The 19,668-nt window shown below is 63.0% G+C and carries 16 protein-coding genes and 2 tRNA genes; 3 read left to right on the top strand and 15 right to left on the bottom strand.

From position 1 onward, the window contains the following. Nucleotides 1–3: 3 nt before the first annotated feature. Nucleotides 4–1,881, top strand: a complete 1,878-nt coding sequence (gene pknB / locus ITX31_RS10780; RefSeq protein ID WP_194783351.1) for a Stk1 family PASTA domain-containing Ser/Thr kinase — start codon at nt 4–6, stop codon at nt 1,879–1,881. 18 nt (nt 1,882–1,899) lie between these two features. Here pknB and ITX31_RS10775 read toward each other — a convergent pair whose 3' ends face one another. Both ITX31_RS10775 and ITX31_RS10770 read right to left on the bottom strand, forming a co-directional pair. Further along, nucleotides 1,900–2,544 carry an aminodeoxychorismate/anthranilate synthase component II gene (locus ITX31_RS10775; RefSeq protein ID WP_194783350.1) on the bottom strand — a complete coding sequence of 215 codons (645 nt, stop codon included), beginning with the start codon at nt 2,542–2,544 and terminating at the stop codon, nt 1,900–1,902. Nucleotides 2,545–2,734: 190 nt separating this feature from the next. After that, the gene (locus ITX31_RS10770) at nt 2,735–3,490 is read right to left on the bottom strand and encodes a class E sortase (protein WP_194783349.1); all 756 of its coding nucleotides are present in this window, start codon (nt 3,488–3,490) and stop codon (nt 2,735–2,737) included. A 277-nt stretch (nt 3,491–3,767) separates the two neighbouring features. On the opposite strand from ITX31_RS10770, the gene ITX31_RS10765 reads away from it, so the two are divergent. Beyond that, complete coding sequence (locus tag ITX31_RS10765; protein ID WP_323745652.1) at nt 3,768–4,025, top strand: cell division protein CrgA; 258 nt, start codon at nt 3,768–3,770, stop codon at nt 4,023–4,025. 706 nt (nt 4,026–4,731) lie between these two features. Here the strand turns inward: ITX31_RS10765 and ITX31_RS10760 are convergent. Together ITX31_RS10760 and ITX31_RS10755 are read right to left on the bottom strand one after the other, a co-directional pair. Then, nucleotides 4,732–5,424: a rhomboid family intramembrane serine protease gene (locus ITX31_RS10760; protein WP_323745651.1), complete on the bottom strand. Its 693-nt coding sequence runs from the start codon at nt 5,422–5,424 to the stop codon at nt 4,732–4,734. Between the two features lie 224 nt (nt 5,425–5,648). Further along, nucleotides 5,649–6,191 carry a peptidylprolyl isomerase gene (locus ITX31_RS10755; RefSeq protein WP_194783346.1) on the bottom strand — a complete coding sequence of 181 codons (543 nt, stop codon included), beginning with the start codon at nt 6,189–6,191 and terminating at the stop codon, nt 5,649–5,651. A 152-nt stretch (nt 6,192–6,343) separates the two neighbouring features. Here ITX31_RS10755 and ITX31_RS10750 point away from each other — a divergent pair, with 152 nt between their 5' ends. Beyond that, entirely contained in the window at nt 6,344–7,309 is a 966-nt protein-coding gene (locus ITX31_RS10750) for a hypothetical protein (RefSeq protein WP_194783345.1), read from the top strand. A gap of 79 nt (nt 7,310–7,388) precedes the next feature. On the opposite strand, the gene ITX31_RS10745 is transcribed toward ITX31_RS10750, so the two are convergent. The 11 genes from ITX31_RS10745 to dnaA all read right to left on the bottom strand — a co-directional run bounded on the left by ITX31_RS10745 (nt 7,389) and on the right by dnaA (nt 19,499). Continuing rightward, nucleotides 7,389–8,321, bottom strand: a complete 933-nt coding sequence (locus tag ITX31_RS10745) for a DMT family transporter (protein ID WP_194783344.1) — start codon at nt 8,319–8,321, stop codon at nt 7,389–7,391. Between the two features lie 163 nt (nt 8,322–8,484). Continuing rightward, nucleotides 8,485–8,557 (bottom strand) — tRNA-Ala (locus ITX31_RS10740). 68 nt (nt 8,558–8,625) lie between these two features. Further along, nucleotides 8,626–8,745 (bottom strand): DLW-39 family protein, encoded by a 120-nt coding sequence (locus tag ITX31_RS15865; RefSeq protein ID WP_323745650.1) that lies wholly within the window; start codon nt 8,743–8,745, stop codon nt 8,626–8,628. A 44-nt stretch (nt 8,746–8,789) separates the two neighbouring features. Further along, nucleotides 8,790–8,863, bottom strand: a tRNA-Ile gene (locus ITX31_RS10735). Nucleotides 8,864–8,974: 111 nt separating this feature from the next. Further along, nucleotides 8,975–9,481 carry a DUF3566 domain-containing protein gene (locus ITX31_RS10730; RefSeq protein WP_091600872.1) on the bottom strand — a complete coding sequence of 169 codons (507 nt, stop codon included), beginning with the start codon at nt 9,479–9,481 and terminating at the stop codon, nt 8,975–8,977. Beyond that, nucleotides 9,478–12,111 carry a DNA gyrase subunit A gene (gyrA, locus tag ITX31_RS10725; protein ID WP_194783343.1) on the bottom strand — a complete coding sequence of 878 codons (2,634 nt, stop codon included), beginning with the start codon at nt 12,109–12,111 and terminating at the stop codon, nt 9,478–9,480. The genes ITX31_RS10730 and gyrA overlap by 4 nt, the downstream gene beginning before the upstream one ends. A 48-nt stretch (nt 12,112–12,159) precedes the next feature. Further along, nucleotides 12,160–14,238: a DNA topoisomerase (ATP-hydrolyzing) subunit B gene (gene gyrB / locus ITX31_RS10720; RefSeq protein WP_416354808.1), complete on the bottom strand. Its 2,079-nt coding sequence runs from the start codon at nt 14,236–14,238 to the stop codon at nt 12,160–12,162. Between the two features lie 283 nt (nt 14,239–14,521). Further along, nucleotides 14,522–15,112, bottom strand: a complete 591-nt coding sequence (locus tag ITX31_RS10715; protein WP_194783342.1) for a DciA family protein — start codon at nt 15,110–15,112, stop codon at nt 14,522–14,524. Continuing rightward, on the bottom strand, nt 15,051–16,238 hold the full coding sequence (gene recF / locus ITX31_RS10710; RefSeq protein WP_194783341.1) for a DNA replication/repair protein RecF: 1,188 nt from the start codon (nt 16,236–16,238) through the stop codon (nt 15,051–15,053). Before recF ends, ITX31_RS10715 begins: the two co-directional genes overlap by 62 nt. A 155-nt stretch (nt 16,239–16,393) precedes the next feature. Further along, entirely contained in the window at nt 16,394–17,518 is a 1,125-nt protein-coding gene (gene dnaN, locus ITX31_RS10705; protein WP_194783340.1) for a DNA polymerase III subunit beta, read from the bottom strand. Between the two features lie 562 nt (nt 17,519–18,080). Beyond that, nucleotides 18,081–19,499: a chromosomal replication initiator protein DnaA gene (gene dnaA, locus ITX31_RS10700; protein ID WP_323745648.1), complete on the bottom strand. Its 1,419-nt coding sequence runs from the start codon at nt 19,497–19,499 to the stop codon at nt 18,081–18,083. Nucleotides 19,500–19,668 lie beyond the last annotated feature (169 nt).

The following is a 19,668-nucleotide window of genomic DNA, read 5'->3' as shown; positions in this document are numbered from 1 at the left end:
ATCATGAGTGCTGACAAAGGACACCCAACGCTGAACACCCAGCGGATCCTTGACGGCCGTTACGAGGTCGGCGAACTGATTGGCCGCGGCGGAATGGCGGATGTGTACCTTGGACGTGATTCGCGTCTGGGACGAGCCGTGGCCATCAAGGTACTCCGCCCGGATCTGGCGCGTGATCCGCTGTTCCAGTCACGGTTCCGCCGGGAAGCACAGGCCGTTGCCGGCCTGAACCACTCCTCGATCGTCTCTGTCTATGACACTGGTGACCAAGCGTCCGCCAGCGGCTCACCGGATGACGTCCGGCTGCCCTTCATCGTCATGGAGTTCATATCCGGACGGACCCTGCGGGACCTGATCAAAGCGGGAGACATCAGCACGGATGACGCCGTGGACTATACGCTGGGCGTGCTTGCGGCGCTGGAATACAGCCACCGTTCAGGCATAGTCCACCGGGACATCAAGCCGGCGAACGTCATGGTAACCCAGGACGGGCACGTCAAGGTGATGGATTTTGGCATTGCCAGGGCCGTGGCAGATTCCGCTGCGACTATGACCCAGACCCAGGCCGTCATTGGAACCGCGCAGTATCTCTCCCCGGAACAGGCCCGCGGCGAGACCGTCGATGCACGCAGCGACCTTTATTCTGCTGCGTGCCTGTTGTTCGAAATGCTTGCCGGCAGGCCTCCGTTCGTCGGGGACAGCCCGGTTTCGGTTGCCTACCAGCACGTGCGCGAAGCTCCGCCCAAGGCCGCCAGCTTCAATCCCGAGGTCACCGGCGCGCTTGAATCCGTGCTGGAGCGCGCTCTGGCCAAGGACCGGAACGAACGGTACCAGAGTGCCCACGATTTCAGGGACGCCCTCCTCGCGGCACGAAACGGAACGCCGGACGACCATCGGACCGCTGCCACGCAGGCGGTTCCCCAATCCCCGGTTTCCTCTGCCCCGATTCCGGACGAGGAACCGCGCACCCGTGCAATGGCCCGTGTGCTTGAGGGCGGGCCACTGACGAGCATGTCAGCCGATGACCTTGAAGACGCTGCTGAACCGCCCGCCGAGGACACCCGAAACCGGCATGGAGAGCGGCGCGGGCGGCGCAGGGCCTGGATCATCACTTTGTTTGCAGCAATCGGACTGCTCCTGGCTGCCGGCGGGATTTACGCCTACAACCTCGCAAACCAGCCGCCTCCGCCGCCCGCCACCGCGAGCATCCCGGAGGTGGAGGACATGACGCAGACGGAAGCCATCAATGCGCTGCTCGAAAAGGGCTTCCGTGCCCCGGCGACCGAGTCCCAGTACAGCGACACCGTTGAATCCGGCAGGGCCATTGGTACACAACCCGAGGCAGGCAGCACCGTCGCACTGGACAGCGACATCACGCTGTACATCTCTCAGGGACCCTCTGCCGTCCAGATACCCGATACCCTGCCCGGGATGAGCGAAGCCCAGGCACGGGACACGCTGCGGATACTCGGCCTGCAGGGAGGGAACACCACGGCGGTTAACAGTGCCACCGTCCCCGAAGGCAGGGTGATCGAAACAGTCCCGGGCGTCGGCACATCGGTACAGACGGGCAGCACCGTAGACCTGGTCCTCTCCAGCGGCAAGGTCTCGGTTCCCAACGTCGTGGACATGTCGCTGGAAGAAGCCGAGGCTTTCCTCGCTGATCCCGCCTACGGCTTGGGAACAGAGGTTGAGGAAGTCGAAAACAGCGTGGTGGAACCGGGGACAGTCACCAGCCAGAGCGCGCAGCCCGGAAGCGACGTGCCGCAGGGAAGCACGATCAAGCTGACCGTTGCAAAGGCCCCTTCACCATCTCCCTCGGCTTCGCCGGAGCCCTCTGAGTCGCCGTCGGGGCCGTCCAGCCGCAGGGGCGGGGGCTAGCGCCGAGGGGAACCGGCCCTACGGCCTGGAGCTGATGAGGGGACTCAGAGTGGCCGCATGAGCGGCTGCTCCGGGCAGGCCTATGCCTTCCAGCCAGTTCCCCAGCATTTGGTAACCGCCTTCGGTAAGAACCGACTCAGGGTGGAACTGGACGCCTGAGAGCGGAGCGGTACGGTGCCGCAGGCCCATGATGATCCCGCTGTGAGTCCGGGCAGTCACTTCCAGTTCCTCAGGCACAGTGTCCGCTACCGCCGCCAGTGAGTGGTAGCGCGTCGCGGTCAGCGGGCTGGGCAAGCCGGCGAAAACGTCCGTTGCCGAGTGCTGGACCTCGGAAGTTTTTCCGTGCATGAGTTCCGGTGCATGGGTGACAGTGCCGCCGAATGCCTCCGCCAGGGCCTGATGGCCCAGGCAGATGCCCAGCATTGGTTTTTCGTAGTCCCGGCACCAGCGGATCAGGTCGATGCACACACCGGCCTCAGCCGGTGCGCCTGGTCCTGGGGAGACCAGAACGCCGTCGCGGGCGGACGCGAGTTCCTTGGCTTCTTCCAAACTCACGTCATCGTTGCGAATGACGGTTGTCTGGGCGCCGAGTTCCTGGAGGTAGCCGACCAGAGTGTAAACGAAGCTGTCGTAGTTGTCGACTACAAGGATGCTGGTGCTCATTGTGTTTCAGAACCGCCAATCGTTGAATCCGTGAGGGGCGCCAGGAAGCTGAATTCCGAGAACCATGGGAAAACCCAGACCATCAGAACCAGCACTGCCGAAGCTGCCAGTACCAGTGCCGTGAGAATTCGGACCCAGAGCGGCCCCGGGAGATGCCTGAACATCCAAGCGTACATTTTATCCCTTTCCCTCAGCGCCCGGTTACGAGTGCAGCTATTTCTGCGGGCGGCCCGGCCGAGGCAGGCTGCCACGACTCGAATACCGCATAGGAAATGAACCGTTCCTCCGACCCGAACCGGGGATTGCACGTGGTCAGTGTCAGGATTCTTTCTTCAGGGACCACCCCGGGCTGCGTTGGCACGGGAGCCAGCACGTCCACCCTATCCGGCAGCACAATCTGGCTGTTGCGGAATATATACGTGTAGAAGCCCTCTGCCGTCTGGACGTAGATCCGGTCCCCGGGCATCAGGGTATCCACTGCATCCAGCACCTGCCCGTGGGTCTGTCTGTGTCCCGCCAAGGCGAAGTTGCCCACCTCGCCGGGCATGGCCGTCTCCGGATAGTGCCCCAGCCCCAGGCTGTCCAGGACCTCCGGCCCAACACCCTGGGTCACAGGTCTCGCGTGCTCGGCTCCGAACCGCGGAATGTAGATGGCCGCGAAGGTTATCCCGTCGGATTCGGGAACCGGCAGCAAAGCAGGGTCCCCGTAGCTGTCCGGAGCGGCTCCTGCCGGAACCTCCGGAACAGGACCGAACCCTGCATATAGCTCTTCCATGGCGGCTTCCTGCTTGCGGTCGGCGTCGATGTTGGTCCACCAGAGTTCCCACACCACAAACAGCACCAGGATCAGCCCCAGTGTAATGAGCAGTTCTCCGGCTACCTGGACAGCGAAGAAACCCGCACTCCGCTTTCGTGCACCTGAGCTCGGCTGCCGTTTGCCGGCCATACGCTCCCGCGTGCCCGCCGGAGTTTGGGGCGGCCGGGATCCGTCTCCGCCTTCCCTGACAGTCCTGTCCACCTGGTCCTCTCCTGGGCCTGCTGAGAGTCCGGGCACGTGCCCGACTCCCATTCGCTACGATTGGAAAGGAGGGCTTCTCGCAAAACCACCCGCTCACCGCAGTTATCCGTCAGGATATAGCTGCAGTCCCGGGCAGGCGAACATCCGGGGCCCTGAGACCATATCCATGCCGGCATCGATTGAGCCGGTTCCGCTAGGAGGATCCGTGCCCGAGTCAAAGTCCCGCAAGAAGGCGGCAGCAGCGCCAGCAACCGCACCCGTAAACGGAAAGGCTGCGCCCAAGCCAAACCCCGTCTGGTACAAACCCGTGATGTTTGGCTTGATGCTCATTGGGCTGATCTGGATCATCGTTTTCTACATCTCCGAGGGCGTCTACCCCGTGCCGGCTCTGGGAGCCGGCAATATCCTCGTCGGCTTCGGCGTGGCCATCGTGGGCTTCCTGATGACCACCCGCTGGCGGTAGCCGCACACTCACGCAGTTGAGGGAACTCCCTGGATGGCATCCGGGGAGTTCTTTTTTGCCTTTCGACGGATCCTCGGAGTTGCCAGGAGGTTTTTAACAGGGATACCCACAGGCGCTCCGGTTCTCCACACATAGTTATCCACAGGCGGGGATAACTATGTGTGTGACTTCTTCCTCACTTCGGCCCCAGGGGCTCCTCCCATGTCATCGTTGTCCACAGCGAGTCGTGGAAAAACTGGGGACAAGCTATGGCTTGTCCGCTCACACTTATACCCAGCTTGTGCGCATAGTTATCCACAGCTGTGGGTATCCCTGTGGCTACCCGACGATAGTTCCTTGCAACAACTGGGATGCGAGTTATCCACAGCTGTGGAATTACATGTGTGTAACTAGGGAACGACACTGGATAACTTTCCACAGAAGTTACCCACGGGCTGTGCACAACTCTCCACAATGCCTGTGGATAACGTCTCCGGCGGATGCCTTGGCTTACCCGTTCGGCTGCTCGGCCAGATCACAGTCCATGAGTTACACAGCTGTAAGTTATTAACAATGTGGGTATCTCTGTGGATAAACGCGCGTCGGGGTGTGGAAGGAAGCTTCGCGATTCATCAAGTGCCGCATCACACCAGGCACCGCCAGCCGTCGGGTACCAAAAAGGGCCCCGCTGCGTCCGCTGCGGGGCCCTTCAGGTAAGTTCCGGGAACTAGAAGCTTGGTGTCCAGAAGAAGCCAAGAGCCACCAGGACCAGTGCGATGGCCGCCAGCCCGCCGAACTGGATGAGGGCACGACGCGGGCCCTTCGGTGCGTAAGCGAGCACTGCGCCGCAGGCAGCCCCGGTCAGCAGCCCGCCCAGGTGGGCCTGCCAGGAGATGCTGGGATACAGGAAGCCCAGTACTAGGTTGATGCCGATGAGGACCAGCAGGGCTTTGACGTCGCCGCCGCGCTGCCTCTGGATTACGAAGAGGGCTCCGAACAGGCCGAAGATGGCTCCGGATGCGCCTACCACTGCCTGGAAGGCGGGGGCGAGGATCAGTACGCCGATGGAACCGCCCAGCGCGGAAACCAGATAGAGGAGGATGAAGCGCATTCTGCCCAGGAGCGGTTCCAGTGACCTGCCCAGGAGCCACAGGGCGTAAAGGTTGAAGGCGATGTGGAAAATGAAGCCGGGGGAGTGGAGGAAGGCGGCCGTCAGCATCCGCCAGGGTTCTACCTGTGCGTAGACCGGGGCGAACCACAGCAGCTCCGTGAATCCGGGGACCAGCCACTGTAGGGCGTAGGCAACACCGCACAGCGCCATGAGGGTGATGGTCACTACCGGTTTTCCCGCGCGGACCGCACCGCCGTATTGCGTACGGTAGGCGGGTGCCTGCCGCTGGCTTTCCTGGTAGCAGTCCACGCACTGGATCCCCACCGGAGCCGTGTGCTGGCATTCGGGGCAGGCAGCCCTGCCGCAGCGCTGGCACCTGATGTAGCTGACCCGGTCGGGGTGTCGTGGGCAGACAGGCACTTCGTGTGCCGGGGTTCCGGCGGGTACTCCGTAGGACATGGTGTTTGTGCTCCGGGAAATTCTAGAGAGGTATGCCCCGGCCGGCGTGGCCGGCCGGGGCATCGGCGAAGCGGCTAGAGCTGCTCGACGGTGATGCTGTTGATGACAATGTCTTCGTTGGGCTTGTCCCGCATGTCGGTGGGGACGGCGTTCAGCGAGTCGACGACGGCCTTGGACTCGTCGTCGGCAACTTCACCGAAGATGGTGTGCTTGCCCTGGAGCCAGGTGGTGGGCACGGAGGTAATGAAGAACTGCGAGCCGTTGGTGCCGCGTCCCATCTGGATACCGGCGTTGGCCATGGCCAGCTTGTACGGCTCGGTGAAGTCCAGGTCGGGGCTGATCTCGTCATCGAACTGGTAACCCGGTCCGCCCGTGCCGCGGCCCAGGGGATCGCCGCCCTGGATCATGAAGTCCTTGATGATGCGGTGGAAGATCGTTCCGTCATAGAGCGGACGGCTGGTCTTCTCACCGGTGGCCGGATCGGTCCATTCGATTTCCCCGGTTGCGAGGCCAACGAAGTTGCGGACAGTCTTCGGGGCGTGGTTTCCGAAGAGATTGATCCGGATATCGCCCTTGGACGTGTGGACGGTTGCTTTTGCGGTAGGAATAGCAGTCATGAGCCTCATTCTTCCACGGCGGCCTTACAGGCGGCTGGAAATCGCCCTGTTCAGCGCACAGTGAAAAAACCGTGCCCCGGAGCCCTCTGATAGCACAGAACCGGCATTGCACGTAGGCTAAGGCTGAACCGTCACTATCCTGGGAGGTAGTTTTGAACAAGAAGGACCGCATTGCCCGTGACTTCGAAGCGAATGTCACTGCAGGCGTGGAAACGGCGCGTGACTGGGCAACCCCCAAAGTAGAGGCCGCCGTCGGATGGGCAGTTCCCCGCATCGAAAAGGGAATCGAGACTGCTTCTCCGAAGATCCAGGACGGACTCAAGCGCGCAGCAGATGAGATCGCGCAGGGCGTGGCTGTCGTTACGCCGCGGCTCCAGGACGGTCTGCAGAAGGTTGGCCCCAGGATCAGCCAGGTTGTGGACGACGCCGCTCCGAAGATCCAGACGACGCTGGACAAGGCCTCTCCTGCCCTGACCCATGCCAAGGACAAGGTTGTGGACAGCTACATTCCCACCCTCTCCTCCCGCATCGGTGACGCAGCGGATTCAGTTTCCCGCCAGCTCGGAACCGCCACGGTTCCGGTCCAGGCCGCCGTCGCCAAGGCAACCGGAAACAAGAAAGCACTGAAGAAGGCCCACAAGGCCGCTGCCAAGGCAGCCAAGGAGGCCCGCAAGGGCAAGAACGGCGGCAAGGGCTGGCTCATCTTCGGCATCATCGCCTCCGCAGTTGTAGCGGGCGTAGCGGCCTGGCGCGCCTCCCGTCCGGTCGAGGATCCCTGGAAGACTCCGGCTCCGGCCCAGCCTTCCGTCCCAGTCCCCGCCCCGGCTCCGGCCGCCAAGCCGGCTGCCGAAGCAAAGCCCGCCGCCGAAGCAAAGCCGGCAACAGAGTCCAAGCCGGCCAAGGCAGCGGAAACCTCCGCGGAGCAGGCCAAGGACACAGCTGCCACGGCCGCGCAGAAGGCTAAGGAAGCGGCACAGAACGTGAAGGAAGCTGCCGCTTCCAGCACCGGGAAGGCCACGGACAAGGCCGGCGAAGCGGTGAAGAAGGCGCAGGAGGCAGCAGCAACGAAGTCCGGCGGCGCCCACACTGATACCAAGGCTGAGAAGCCGCAGAAGTAACACTGTTCCCCGGCGAACTGCCGGGTCAGAGGTGGAAGGGACCGGGTGCCTCGCGGCACCCGGTCCCTTTGGCGTTAAATCAGCGTTCCACGTCTCCGCCCAGCGCCGGCGGGGCTGGCGGCAGCGGTCCTTCTGTCGACGACGGCGGCAGCGTTTCCTTCTTCTTCGCCTGCCCCAGCAGAACGACGGCGAGGCCCACCAGGATTACCGCGAGCCCTGCGTAGGTGCCGCCGGGCAGTTCCTCCCCGAGGAAAATCGCGGCAAGAATCGCCGCCCCTGGTATTTCCAGCAGAATGATCATGGAGACCACCAGCGGGCTGATCACGGCCAGCAGGTGGTTGAAGACGGTGTGCCCCAGGAGCTGGGCCATGACGGTTACTCCGAGGATCCCCGCCCACGCGGCCGGGGAAAAGCCGATGACGGGCTGCTGGAAGGCCGCGCACAGCACGGCCAGGATGAGGGCACACGAGCCGTAGCACAGGGTGGTGTACGTACCGGTGGACATGGTTCGCCGGGCTTTACCTCCGGCGATCGTGTACAGGCCCGCCAAGGCGCCGCCCGCCACGGCCAGGGCGTCTCCGAGGAGCGCTTTGGGGGAGAGCCCCAGATCGAATCCGGTGATCACCAGGACGCCGGCGAAGGCGACGACCAGTCCTGCCAGCGTCTTTGGCGCAACGCGGCGTCCCCGGAGAATATCGAACAGTGCAATCCAGCCGGCCTGCAGGCAAACCAGAGCCGTCGCTACGGCAACCGAGGTCAGCTGCAGGGCGGTGATGAAACAGGCGAAGTGCAGGGCCAGGGCGAGGGAAGCCAGTGCCGTCCAGCGTATTTCAACGCGCCTGAGGTTCCGGAACTGGTCCTTGCCGCGAAGTCCGGCGGGAACCCCCATGATGATGGCGCCCAAAGCGTTGCGCCAGAAGGCAATCGCGAGGGCCGGTGCCGCTGTTGCTGCCATGATGGGCCCGGACGCAGAGACGCCCAGCACGCCGATAACGGCAAGGAAAAAGGTCATTTCCTGAGGTTATTGCCTCTGTGAGTTGGAGGGCTGTAGCTGCGCCGCACAGCCGCCTTGTGTCGGCCCGGCGCGCCGCGGCCTGCCGATGCCGGAAGGGAGCGCAGGCGTGAGCGGACTTAAAGCAGAAAGTCCCGGCTTGTTAGCCGGGACTTTCTTTCGGTGGAGGCACGGGGACTCGAACCCCGAACCCCCTGCTTGCAAAGCAGGTGCGCTACCAATTGCGCCATGCCCCCCGAATTTGGAACTTCACCAGTATATCCCACCTGGAACAGTGGTCAAAACCGGTCATTCCTTTGCGAAGCTACTCAACCTTGTCAGTCGAGGCCTTCCAGACGGATTTCTCCGCAGCAGTTTCCTGCCATTTCCGAAAGGCGAAGACTCCCGCTGCCGTTGCCGCTGCAAGTGCAATCAGCTTCTTCACAGTGTCTCCCTGCCGTAGTGGCCGACTGTTTTCACAGTCTTCCGTGGGCGTACCAGGACTTGAACCTGGGACCTCTTCGTTATCAGCGAAGCGCTCTAACCGCCTGAGCTATACGCCCCGATACCTCACCGGGCCGAGATAAGACTCTACCGTACCCTCGACCACTTCAACAAATCCGCGGTTTTCTTCCGGTGCGGACAGCTTGTCCGCACCGGAAGAAAGGCGGAAATCAGTCGTCGGTGAGGGTGACGCCGATGCCGCCCACCAGGGTGGAGGCAATGTTGTACAGCACGGCCGAGAGCATCGACAGCGCCGTCAGGAGCAGGACATTGACGACGGCGATGATCGTCGCGAAGGACACCACCTGTCCCAGCGAGGCGAACTCACGGAGGTCGAAGCCGCCGGATTCGGACCCGGCGATTTCGCCCAGGAGACGGTTCACCTGGTCGAAGATGCCGGTGAGGTCCAGGACCGTCCACAGGACGATCGCTGCCACTACCGTGACCACTCCAAGGGCAACAGAGAGCAGGAAGGACATTTTCAGGACCGACCACGGGTCGATCTTGCTCACCAGCAGGCGGGCCTTGCGGGCCTTCGCCTTGGGTGCCGGCTTGACCAGGGGCTGCCGGTTACCGCCTGGCGCGCTCTGACCCGTCCCAGGCCGCTGGGCAGGCCGGGCCGGGGTCTTCACCCTCGGACCGCCGCCAGACCTGGCGTTAGAGTTGGTCGAGCTCACTCGGTACCTCCATCTTCAGCAGACTGCGCGTCGGGCCCAGCCGTTTTGTCTGTAGACAACGGTACTTCATCCGCAGACACCTCCACAGACTCGCCGTCGGCAGCTGCCTCGTCCTCGTCCGCTTCCACGCCGAGGTCACGCTCGGAGTTGCGGGCCACCGCAATGATGCGGTCGTTCTTGTCCGGCTTGGCGAAGATGACTCCCATGGTGTCGCGGCCCTTGGCGGGAACCCCTGAGACCGCGGAGCGGACAACCTTGCCGCCCTGCATGACCACCAGGACTTCGTCCTCCTCCTGGACAATCATTGCGCCCACCAGGTGGCCGCGGTCCTCGTTGTACTTGCCAACCTTGATGCCCAGTCCGCCTCGTCCCTGGACCCGGTATTCATCCACGCTGGTGCGCTTGGCATAACCGCCCCCGGTCACGATGAAGACATATGAGTCTTCGGTGATTACGTCGGCTGCGAGCAGCTCGTCGTCTTCGCGGAACTTCATGCCCGTGACGCCTGAGGTGGCCCGTCCCATCGGACGCAGGGCTTCGTCAGTCGCGGTGAAACGCAGCGACTGGCCCTTGCGGGACACAAGCATCAGGTCGTCGGTTTCGGAGACCAGCTGGGCTGAAACAACCTCGTCGCCTTCGCGCAGGTTGATCGCGATGACACCTGCCGAGCGGTTGGTGTCGTAGTCGGAGAGCTGGGTCTTCTTGACCAGGCCGCGCTTCGTGGCGAGCACCAGATACGGAGCAGCCTCGTAGTCGGGCAGGTCAAGGACCTGGGCAATATGTTCTCCGGGCTGGAATGCCAGCAGGTTCGCCACGTGCTGGCCCTTGGCGTCGCGCCCGCCTTCGGCCAGCTCATACGCCTTGGCACGGTAGACCCGGCCCAGATTGGTGAAGAAGAGCAGCCAGTGGTGCGTGGTCGTGACGAAGAAGTGCTCGACGACGTCGTCTCCGCGCAGCTGCGCTCCGCGGATACCCTTGCCGCCGCGGTGCTGCGCCCGGTAATTGTCGCTGCGGGTGCGCTTGACGTATCCGCCGCGGGTGATGGTGACGACCATTTCCTCTTCGGGAATCAGGTCTTCCATGCTCATGTCGCCGTCGTAGCCCATCAGCACCTTGGTGCGGCGCTCATCGCCGTGCTTGTCCACGATTTCGGCCAGCTCGTCGCTGACGATGCCGCGCTGGCGTTCCTCGGAAGCCAGGATGGCGTTGTATTCGGCGATTTCAACTTCCAGCTTTGCGTGCTGGTCCTGGATCTTCTGCCGTTCCAGGGCTGCCAGACGGCGCAGCTGCATGTCCAGAATGGCCTGCGACTGCAGTTCGTCGATGTCCAGCAGCTGCATCAGGCCGGTGCGGGCTTCATCTACGGTGCTGGACCGGCGGATCAGGGCAATGACCTCATCCAGTGCGTCCAGTGCCTTCAGCAGGCCGCGCAGGATGTGCGCGACTTCCTCCGCCTTGCGCAGCCGATAGCGGGTACGCCGGACAATAACCTCGAGCTGGTGGGTCACCCAGTGGCGGATGAACGCGTCCAGGCTCAGGGTACGGGGTACGCCGTCCACGATCGCCAGCATGTTGGCACCGAAGTTGTCCTGCAGCTGGGTGTGCTTGTAGAGGTTGTTCAGCACAACCTTCGCCACGGCGTCGCGCTTGAGCACGATCACCAGGCGCTGGCCGGTACGGCCGGAAGTCTCATCGCGCATGTCCGCGATGCCGGTGATCTTGCCGTCCTTGACCAGTTCGGCGATCTTGATGGCCAGGTTGTCCGGGTTGGCCATGTAAGGCAGCTCGGTGACCACCAGGCAGGTGCGTCCCTGGATTTCCTCCACATTGACCACGGCGCGCATCGTGATGGAGCCGCGGCCTGTGCGGTAGGCATCCTCGGTGCCCTTGTGCCCCAGGATGGTGGCACCGGTGGGGAAGTCAGGGCCCTTTACCCGCTTGATGAGTTCCTCGAGCAGCTCCTCGTTGGAAGCCTCCGGGTGCTGCAGGTACCACTGCACGCCGTCGGCTACCTCGCGCAGGTTGTGCGGTGGAATGTTGGTGGCCATGCCGACGGCGATGCCGGAGGATCCGTTGACCAGCAGGTTGGGGAACCGGGCCGGCAGGATGGTCGGTTCCTGGTTCCGGCCGTCGTAATTGTCCATGAAATCGACGGTTTCCTCGTCGATGTCACGGACCATCTCCATGGCCAGGGGAGCCATCTTGGTTTCGGTGTAACGCGGTGCGGCAGCGCCGTCGTTGCCCGGAGAACCGAAGTTGCCCTGCCCAAGGGCCAGCGGTGCGCGCATGACCCAGTCCTGGATCAGGCGGACCAGCGCATCATAGATCGCCGAGTCGCCGTGAGGATGGTACTGGCCCATCACCTCGCCGACCACGCGGGCGCACTTGTTGAAGGAGCGGTCGGGCCGGTAGCCGCCGTCGTACATCGCGTAGATGACGCGGCGGTGCACCGGCTTCAGGCCGTCCCGCACATCCGGCAGGGCGCGTCCGACGATGACCGCCATCGCGTAGTCCAGGTAGGAGCGCTGCATTTCAGTCTGCAGGTCGATCTGCTCCACGCGGTCGGAGAGCACGTTCCCGCTGACGGGTTCGAGTTCACCGCCGGGGACCTCCGGGGTCTCATCACTCATTGGTTGTGTTCCGTTCTAAGGTCTTGAAAAGTCCGGGTAGCTGCGGCACTAGATGTCCAGGAACCGGACATCCTTGGCGTTCTGCTGGATGAAGTTGCGGCGGGACTCGACGTCCTCTCCCATGAGCACCGAGAAAACCTGGTCCGCGGATGCGGCGTCGTCCATGGTGACCTGCAGCAGCGTGCGGTGGTCGGGGTCCATGGTGGTATCCCAGAGCTCGGTGTAGTCCATTTCACCCAGGCCCTTGTAGCGCTGGATGCCATTGTCCTTCGGCAGGCGCTGGTTGTTGGCCAGGCCGCGGGCCACGACTTCGTCGCGCTCCCGGTCGCTGTAGACGTAGTCGTGTGGGTGGTTGGACCACTTGATTCGGTACAGCGGGGGCTGCGCCAGGTAGACGTAGCCCTGCTCGATCAGCGGACGCATGTAACGGAAGAGCAGCGTCAGCAGCAGCGTGGTGATGTGCTGGCCGTCCACGTCGGCATCAGCCATCAGCACAATCTTGTGGTACCGGGCCTTCTCCACGTCGAAGTCCTCGCCTATCCCGGCGCCGAAGGCCGTGATCATGGACTGGACTTCCGCATTGGACAGCGCCCGGTCCAGGCGTGCACGCTCCACATTCAGGATCTTGCCGCGCAGCGGCAGGATGGCCTGCGTTTCGGGGTTCCGGCCGCGCACGGCCGAGCCGCCTGCCGAGTCACCCTCCACGATGTAGATTTCGGACCGTGACGGGTCCTTGGAGGAACAGTCCTTGAGCTTGCCGGGCATGCCGCCGGACTCCAGCAGTCCCTTGCGGCGCGTTGATTCACGCGCCTTTCGGGCAGCGAGGCGCGCCTGGGAGGCCTGGATGGACTTGCGGATGACGTCGCGGGCCGGCCCGGGATTGCGTTCCAGCCAGTCCCCGAGCTGGTCGGTCACCACCCGCTGGACGAAGCCCTTGACCTCGGAGTTGCCGAGTTTGGTCTTGGTCTGGCCTTCGAACTGCGGTTCGGCGATCTTCACGGAGATGACGGCGGTGAGGCCTTCACGGATGTCATCGCCCGTGAGGTTGTCGTCCTTCTCCTTGATGATGTTCTTTTCACGCGCATACCGGTTGATCAGCGAGGTCATGGCAGCACGGAAACCCTCTTCGTGCGTGCCGCCCTCGTGGGTGTTGATCGTGTTCGCGTAGGTGTGGACGCTCTCCGAGTACGCGGTGGTCCACTGCAGGGCCATTTCAACGGCCATCTTCTTGTCATTGTCTTCGGTTTCGAAGGCAATGATGTCGTCGTGGATGACCTCCACCTTTTTGGAGCTGTTCAGGTGGTGGACGTAGTCCAGCAGGCCGTTGGCGTACATGTAGTCGACCATCCGGTGCTTGGGAGCATCCTCGGCGTCGGTGGCGTCGTCGGCGATTTCCTCTGCCGTCTCGTCAGGTGCACGCTCGTCCGTCAGGACGATGCGCAGGCCCTTGTTCAGGAACGCCATCTGCTGGAAGCGGGCGCGGAGGGTCTCGAAATCGAACTCGGTGGACTCGAAGATCTCTGGATCCGGGTAGAACGTCTGGGTGGTTCCGGTTTCTTCCGTTTCCTCACCCTTGCGGAGGCTGCCCACCGGGTGTCCGCCGTTCTCGAAGGACTGGTGCCAGACGAAGCCCTGGCGCTTAACCTCGGTTTCGACGCGGGCTGAGAGTGCGTTGACCACAGAGATGCCGACGCCGTGCAGGCCGCCGGAGACGGCGTAGCCGCCTCCGCCGAATTTTCCGCCTGCGTGCAGGATGGTCATGACAACCTGCACGGTGGGCATGTTTTCCGTCGGGTGCATGTCCACGGGAATGCCGCGGCCGTTGTCGGATACCCGGACACCGCCGTCGGCCTGGAGAGTCACATCGATGCGGTCGCAGTATCCGGCGAGTGCTTCATCAACCGAGTTGTCCACCACTTCGTACACCAGGTGGTGCAGCCCGCGGGGACCGGTGGAACCGATGTACATGCCCGGGCGCTTGCGCACAGCTTCCAGGCCCTCAAGGACGGTGATCTCATTGGCGCCGTATTCGTGCGGCGCCAGGGCCTCGCTGTCTTCCTGGGGGACGGGCTCCGTGTTGTCCAGCTCGTTGTCCAGCTCGTTGCCAAGCTCATTGTCGTTAGCCACAGGTGCTGTCGACTCCTCTTGTGTCGGTCAGAATTTGGCACCCCGTCCTGCAGCGGACAGGGCACCTCTATTACCAATTCTACCGTGCTAAGGGGGCCTTTGCTGGCCAAAACACCCCTCCAGCGGCCACTAAAGCGGGTTATGAGCGGTTTTCAAGGAGTTCCACGGCTCCGGATACGTCCAAAGGGGTTTGCAGCCCGCAAAGCCGCACGGAAGGCGTGTGAACGCGAGCACAAAAAGGGCGTTTTTTCAACAACTTTTTTCGCCCCTGCACCACCGGCAACTACCCGTAGGTGTCCCGGGGGCCGCGGCCCTTAACGCTGCGCAGGCCCTTGCGCCAGTTCGGTGCAGCCGGACCAATCACTTCGATACGGGTGACGACGCCGCTGCCCAGTTCGGCATCGAAGCGTTCGATCAGCGCAGAGCGGAGCAGCCGCAGCTGCGTCGCCCAGGCCGTGGAGTCGCACCGGACCTGGACGGTGGTGTCGGAAAAAGACTCGGGTTTGCAGTGGGCACTCACATCCGGACCAACCAATTCTTCCCAGCGCGAGATGACGGATCCCACTGCCACCGGCGAATTCCACCCGCGTTCGTTGACGAAGCGGGTGAAGACCTTGCCCAGGCCCTGGGGATCACGCCCGGTGTACTCCCCCGGAATGAACGGGGTGGATTTGCGTGCCGGCTTCCGCCTGGCGGCGGGAACCCGCTGGTTTCCGCGGGCCTGCGCTGCCTGCCGCATCCGGTTCAGCTGTTCCTGGGCGGCATCCGGCAGGTCGTTTTCAACCGGTTCCGAACCGTCCCGGCCGTCGGGTTCATTCTGCGGCTGCACGGATTCCTCCGGGTATGACGGGGATCTGGTCTCCCGCCAGGGCATCGGGGATGTCCTCGGCAACTGCAGCAGTGACGAGTACCTGTTCCGCTCCCGCCACAATCGACGCAAGCCGCCCGCGCCGTCCGGCGTCGAGCTCGGCAAAGACGTCGTCCAGGACCAGGATGGGGCCGGATCCGGGCGTCGGGTCGTCGGCACGGAGCAGGTAATACGATGCCAGGCGCATCGCCAGCGCAAGCGACCAGGTCTCGCCGTGGGACGCGTACCCCTTTGCCGGAGCCTGTCCCAGCGCTAGCTCGACGTCGTCGCGGTGCGGCCCCACCAGCGATACCCCACGGTCAATCTCTCGTTTGCGGTTCGCGGCAAACGCCTGCAGGAACCGCTCGCGCAGCTCTTCGGAGCTCAGCGCCAGCAGCTCTGCAGGATCGGCGCCGGAGGATGCAGCGCCGCCATCGTCGTCCACTTCGCCGAGCAGCGTTGAGCGGTACGTCCCCCGGGCTTCCTTCGAACCGTCGGTGAGATCCTGGTAGGCACCCTGCAGGTGCGGGCTGAGCAGGTCGAGGGCCTTGAGGCGGGCGGAAACCAGCTGCGCACCGGCCTCCGCCATGTGGTGGTCCCAGACTTCGAGCGTGGCTTCGTGGGCGGGAGTGAACCGGCCGCTGATCCGCGCAGATTTCAGCAGTGCGTTGCGCTGTTTGAGGACCCGCTCGTAGTCCGCGCGGGTTGCGGCGTGCCGGGGAACAAGGGAAACGATCAGGTCATCGAGGAAGCGGCGGCGGGCCGAGGGATCTCCTTTGACCAGCGCAAGGTCTTCCGGGGCGAACAGCACGGTGCGGCAGATACCAAGGATGTCCCTGGCACGGACCGGATTGGCCCTGTTGATGCGTGCCCGGTTGGCCCGGCCCGGGTTGATCTCGACTTCGAGCGCCGTTGCCTGGGATCCGCGCACGACCCGTGCCCGGACAAGTGCCTGCTCGGCATCAAACGCAACCAGCGGTGCATCGGAACTCACGCGGTGGGACGACAGGGAGGCAAGGTAACCGATCGATTCGACGATGTTCGTCTTGCCCGTGCCGTTGGGTCCCACGAAGACACTGACGCCGGGGTTCAGGCTGAGGTCCAGCTGCCTGTAGCTCCGAAAACCGGTCAGGGAAAGGTAATCAACGTACACGCTGCTCCACCTTCGCCTTCCATTCCCTGCGTCTGCCATTCGGACGCCTCCGGCCGTCCTCATCCAGACTACAACCGCTTACTCCGGGGCCGGAAAGGAGGGCACCGGGTTCCGGCCCATGCCGAATACCAGGATGCGGGAGGCGGGCGGAAGCCTTACTGGTTGGGCAGCCGGACCGGCATCAGCAGGTACCGGTAGTCTTCCTGGTCGTCTCCGGTTAGTTCTTCCTGGGCGGAGATCACGGCAGGTTTCGGCGGGGTGGTGAAGGAGAAACGCACGTACTTGCTCGGGAAGGCGCCAAGGCCCTCGCTGAGGTAATGCGGGTTGAACGCGACCGTGATGTCCTCGCCGACGAGGGATGCTTCGAGCGCCTCAGAGGCCTGGGCATCTTCGCCCGTGCCGGCGTCAAGGGTTACCTGTCCGTCTGTGAAGGCGAGGCGGACGGGAGTGTTCCGCTCCGCGACGAGCGAGACGCGGCGGACGGCTTCGACCAGGGCGTGTGTTTCCACGGTGGCATGGATCGGCGTGTTTTCCGGGAACAGCGACCGGATCTTGGGGTAGTCCCCGTCCACCAGCAGGGACGTTGTCCGCCGTCCCCCGCTTTCGAAACCGATGAGTTCGCTGTCTCCGGACAGGGCGATGTTCAGGTCCCCGCCGCTGCCGAGTGTCTTTGCCACTTCGTTCAGGGTTTTGGCTTTCACGAGGGCAGACGTCGAGATCCCCGGGCTGGCCGGCTTCCACGGGAGCTCGCGCAGGGCGAGCCGGTAGCGGTCGGTGGCCAGGAACGTAATGAGATCGTCTTCGATTTCCATCCGAACGCCGGTGAGGATCGGCAGGGTGTCATCACGGCTGGCGGCGATGATCACCTGGGAAACTGCCTGTGCGAACGCGTCACCGTCGACGACGCCACTGACATCCGGAAGTGCCGGTAGCTCCGGATACTCCGAGACGGGCATGGTTGCCAGATTGAAGCGGCTGTTGCGGCAGGTCAGCGTCACCTTGGATCCGTCGGTTTCCACGTCCACCGGCGCGGAGGGCAGGCTGCGGCAGATCTCCGCCAGGAGCCTGCCGGAGACAAGGATGGTTCCTTCTTCAGAGATGTCCGCCGGAATCTGCAGCCTCGCGGAGATTTCGTAGTCGAAGCTGGCAATGCTGAGGGAGCCGGACTCGGCTTTGATCAGCAGCCCGGAAAGGACCGGAACCGGCGGGCGGGGGGAGAGGGACCGCGCTGTCCACGTAACCGCCTCGGCCAGGACATCCCGCTCAACTCTGAACTTCACTGCAGGGTGCCGCCTTTCACAACGTACTTGTCAGTACTACTGAATCTTCATGAACACGTGAGGGAGCAGATTGTGCGGCAGTGCCGCCCGGGCTGTCTGCCCGGGAATCACAACAGTACTCTGTGCCAGCTTACCGCCAGCACGGTTTTCCCCGCACGAAGCAGCGGCAGGGAGAAGGCTTTGTGCGTGTGCCCAACAGTATCGGACACCACCACCAGCCTCGGAGAAGACTCCGGTCGAGAAGATCGGATGTTTGGCGCGGAAGGTCAGATGTTATTTGGTGGAACCCAATTTCTTAAGATTCGTAGTGTTAATAACTCCTGTGGATACTGTGGACAACCAGCTCGATCGGCTGGGATCTGCGTTTTAAGCCTGTTGATAACTTGTGGATGGTCAGCCTACGCGCTGAGGGCTGTTGTTGGGAACTTTTTTGTCGTTCCGCGTATCCACAGGGAAGTCCGCTTAGTTCCGGGTTGTCCACCGGGTTATCCACATCCTTGTCCACATCTGTTAATTTTGAGCCCCTTCGGGGCCCTTACATCTCTTCATCGGCGCGGATTTTCTAGGCTTCGCGCTGCTGCTGCTTAATGCGGTTCGTCAGTTCCGTGACCTGGTTGTAGATGGCCCGGCGCTCGGCCATGAGTTCGCGGATCTTCCGGTCGGCGTGGATGACGGTGGTGTGGTCCCGGCCACCAAGCTCCTGGCCGATCTTCGGCAGGGACATGTCCGTCAGTTCCCGGCAGAGATACATGGCGATCTGCCGTGCCGTCACCAGTGTCCGGGTCCGAGACTTGCTGCACAGCTCTTCCAGGCTGATCTGGAAGTACGCTGCCGTCTGCCCAAGGATTGATGCCGCCGTGATTTCCTGGGCGCCGTCGTCGGTAATGAGGTCCTTGAGGACAATCTCGGCCAGGCCAACGTCAACCTGCTGCCGGTTCAGGCTGGCAAAAGCGGTCACCCGGATCAGGGCCCCTTCGAGTTCGCGGATGTTCGTCGAAATCTTCGAGGCGATGTATTCGAGGACATCGTCCGGGGCACTGAGTGAATCCCCAATGGCCTTCTTGCGCAGGATCGCAATGCGGGTTTCAAGCTCCGGAGGCTGGACATCCGTGAGGAGGCCCCATTCGAAACGCGACCGCATGCGTTCTTCGAAGCCGGAGAGCTGCTTGGGCGGCAGGTCGGAGGTGATTACAACCTGTTTGTTGTGATTGTGCAGGGCATTGAAAGTATGGAAGAACTCCTCCTGGGTTGCATCCTTGTTGGCGAGGAACTGGATGTCGTCGATGAGGAGGATGTCCACGTTGCGGTAGAGCTGCTTGAAACTCGCACCCTCGTCGTAGCGGATGGAGTTGATGAAGTCGTTGGTGAATTCCTCGGAGTTCACGTAGCGCACGCGGATGCCTGTGTAGAGGTGACGGGCGTAGTGTCCGATCGCGTGCAGCAGGTGGGTCTTGCCCAGTCCCGAGTCACCGTAGATAAAGAGCGGGTTGTAGGCCTTCGCAGGGGCCTCGGCCACCGCAACTGCGGCGGCGTGGGCGAAACGGTTGGAAGACCCGATGACGAACGTCTCAAAAACGTACTTGGGGTTCAGCCGGCCGAATTCCTGTGATGTGCTCGGCGGCGTGGGTGACGGTGCGCTCTCGCCTGACGGCACGGGCGAGGGTGAAGCCTCTTCGGGTTCGGGCTCCGGTTCCGCCTGTACTACCGGTGTCAGATCGGCGTCGATGACGAATGCGCACTGTATATCGGCCTGGAAGACGGTCTTGAGGACTTCGTCGAGGATGTTCTTCAGTTGTGTCTGGAGGACTTCGCGCGTCAGTTCATTGGGAACGGCCACCAGCAAGGTGGTTCCAATCAGGCCCTGCGCCTGGGCCAGGACCACGAATCCGCGTTGCCGGGGCGAAACCCTGTCATCGGACTCCAACGTCCGGATGACCTTGCGCCATGAGCTGCCGACATCGTTGATTTCGTCCGTACCCACAAAAACCTTTCGTGACGCCCAACGGGGCGGTCTAAGAAACCGGGATCCAGGCCTGGATTCCGGAGGACTCATCCACAGAGTTATGCACAGCGGTGGATAAAAGCCCCGCGCCAAGCCTAGATCAAGTTTTCCCCAGCCGGTAGCTGGATTCCTGCGCTCCCACGCGACG

The organism is Arthrobacter gandavensis (assembly GCF_015355785.1).
In the GTDB taxonomy this organism is placed as follows: domain Bacteria; phylum Actinomycetota; class Actinomycetes; order Actinomycetales; family Micrococcaceae; genus Arthrobacter_B; species Arthrobacter_B gandavensis_A.
This window is presented reverse-complemented; position numbering and strand designations above follow the sequence as displayed.

Coding starts and splice junctions, on each gene's coding strand:
- ITX31_RS10755 (WP_194783346.1), bottom strand. CDS start 6,191: ATGACTGCTATTCCTACCGCAAAAGCAACCGTCCACACGTCCAAGGGC.
- gyrA (WP_194783343.1), bottom strand. CDS start 12,111: ATGAGTGATGAGACCCCGGAGGTCCCCGGCGGTGAACTCGAACCCGTC.
- ITX31_RS10770 (WP_194783349.1), bottom strand. CDS start 3,490: ATGGCCGGCAAACGGCAGCCGAGCTCAGGTGCACGAAAGCGGAGTGCG.
- pknB (WP_194783351.1), top strand. CDS start 4: ATGAGTGCTGACAAAGGACACCCAACGCTGAACACCCAGCGGATCCTT.
- ITX31_RS10775 (WP_194783350.1), bottom strand. CDS start 2,544: ATGAGCACCAGCATCCTTGTAGTCGACAACTACGACAGCTTCGTTTAC.
- ITX31_RS10745 (WP_194783344.1), bottom strand. CDS start 8,321: ATGACCTTTTTCCTTGCCGTTATCGGCGTGCTGGGCGTCTCTGCGTCC.
- ITX31_RS10715 (WP_194783342.1), bottom strand. CDS start 15,112: ATGCCCTGGCGGGAGACCAGATCCCCGTCATACCCGGAGGAATCCGTG.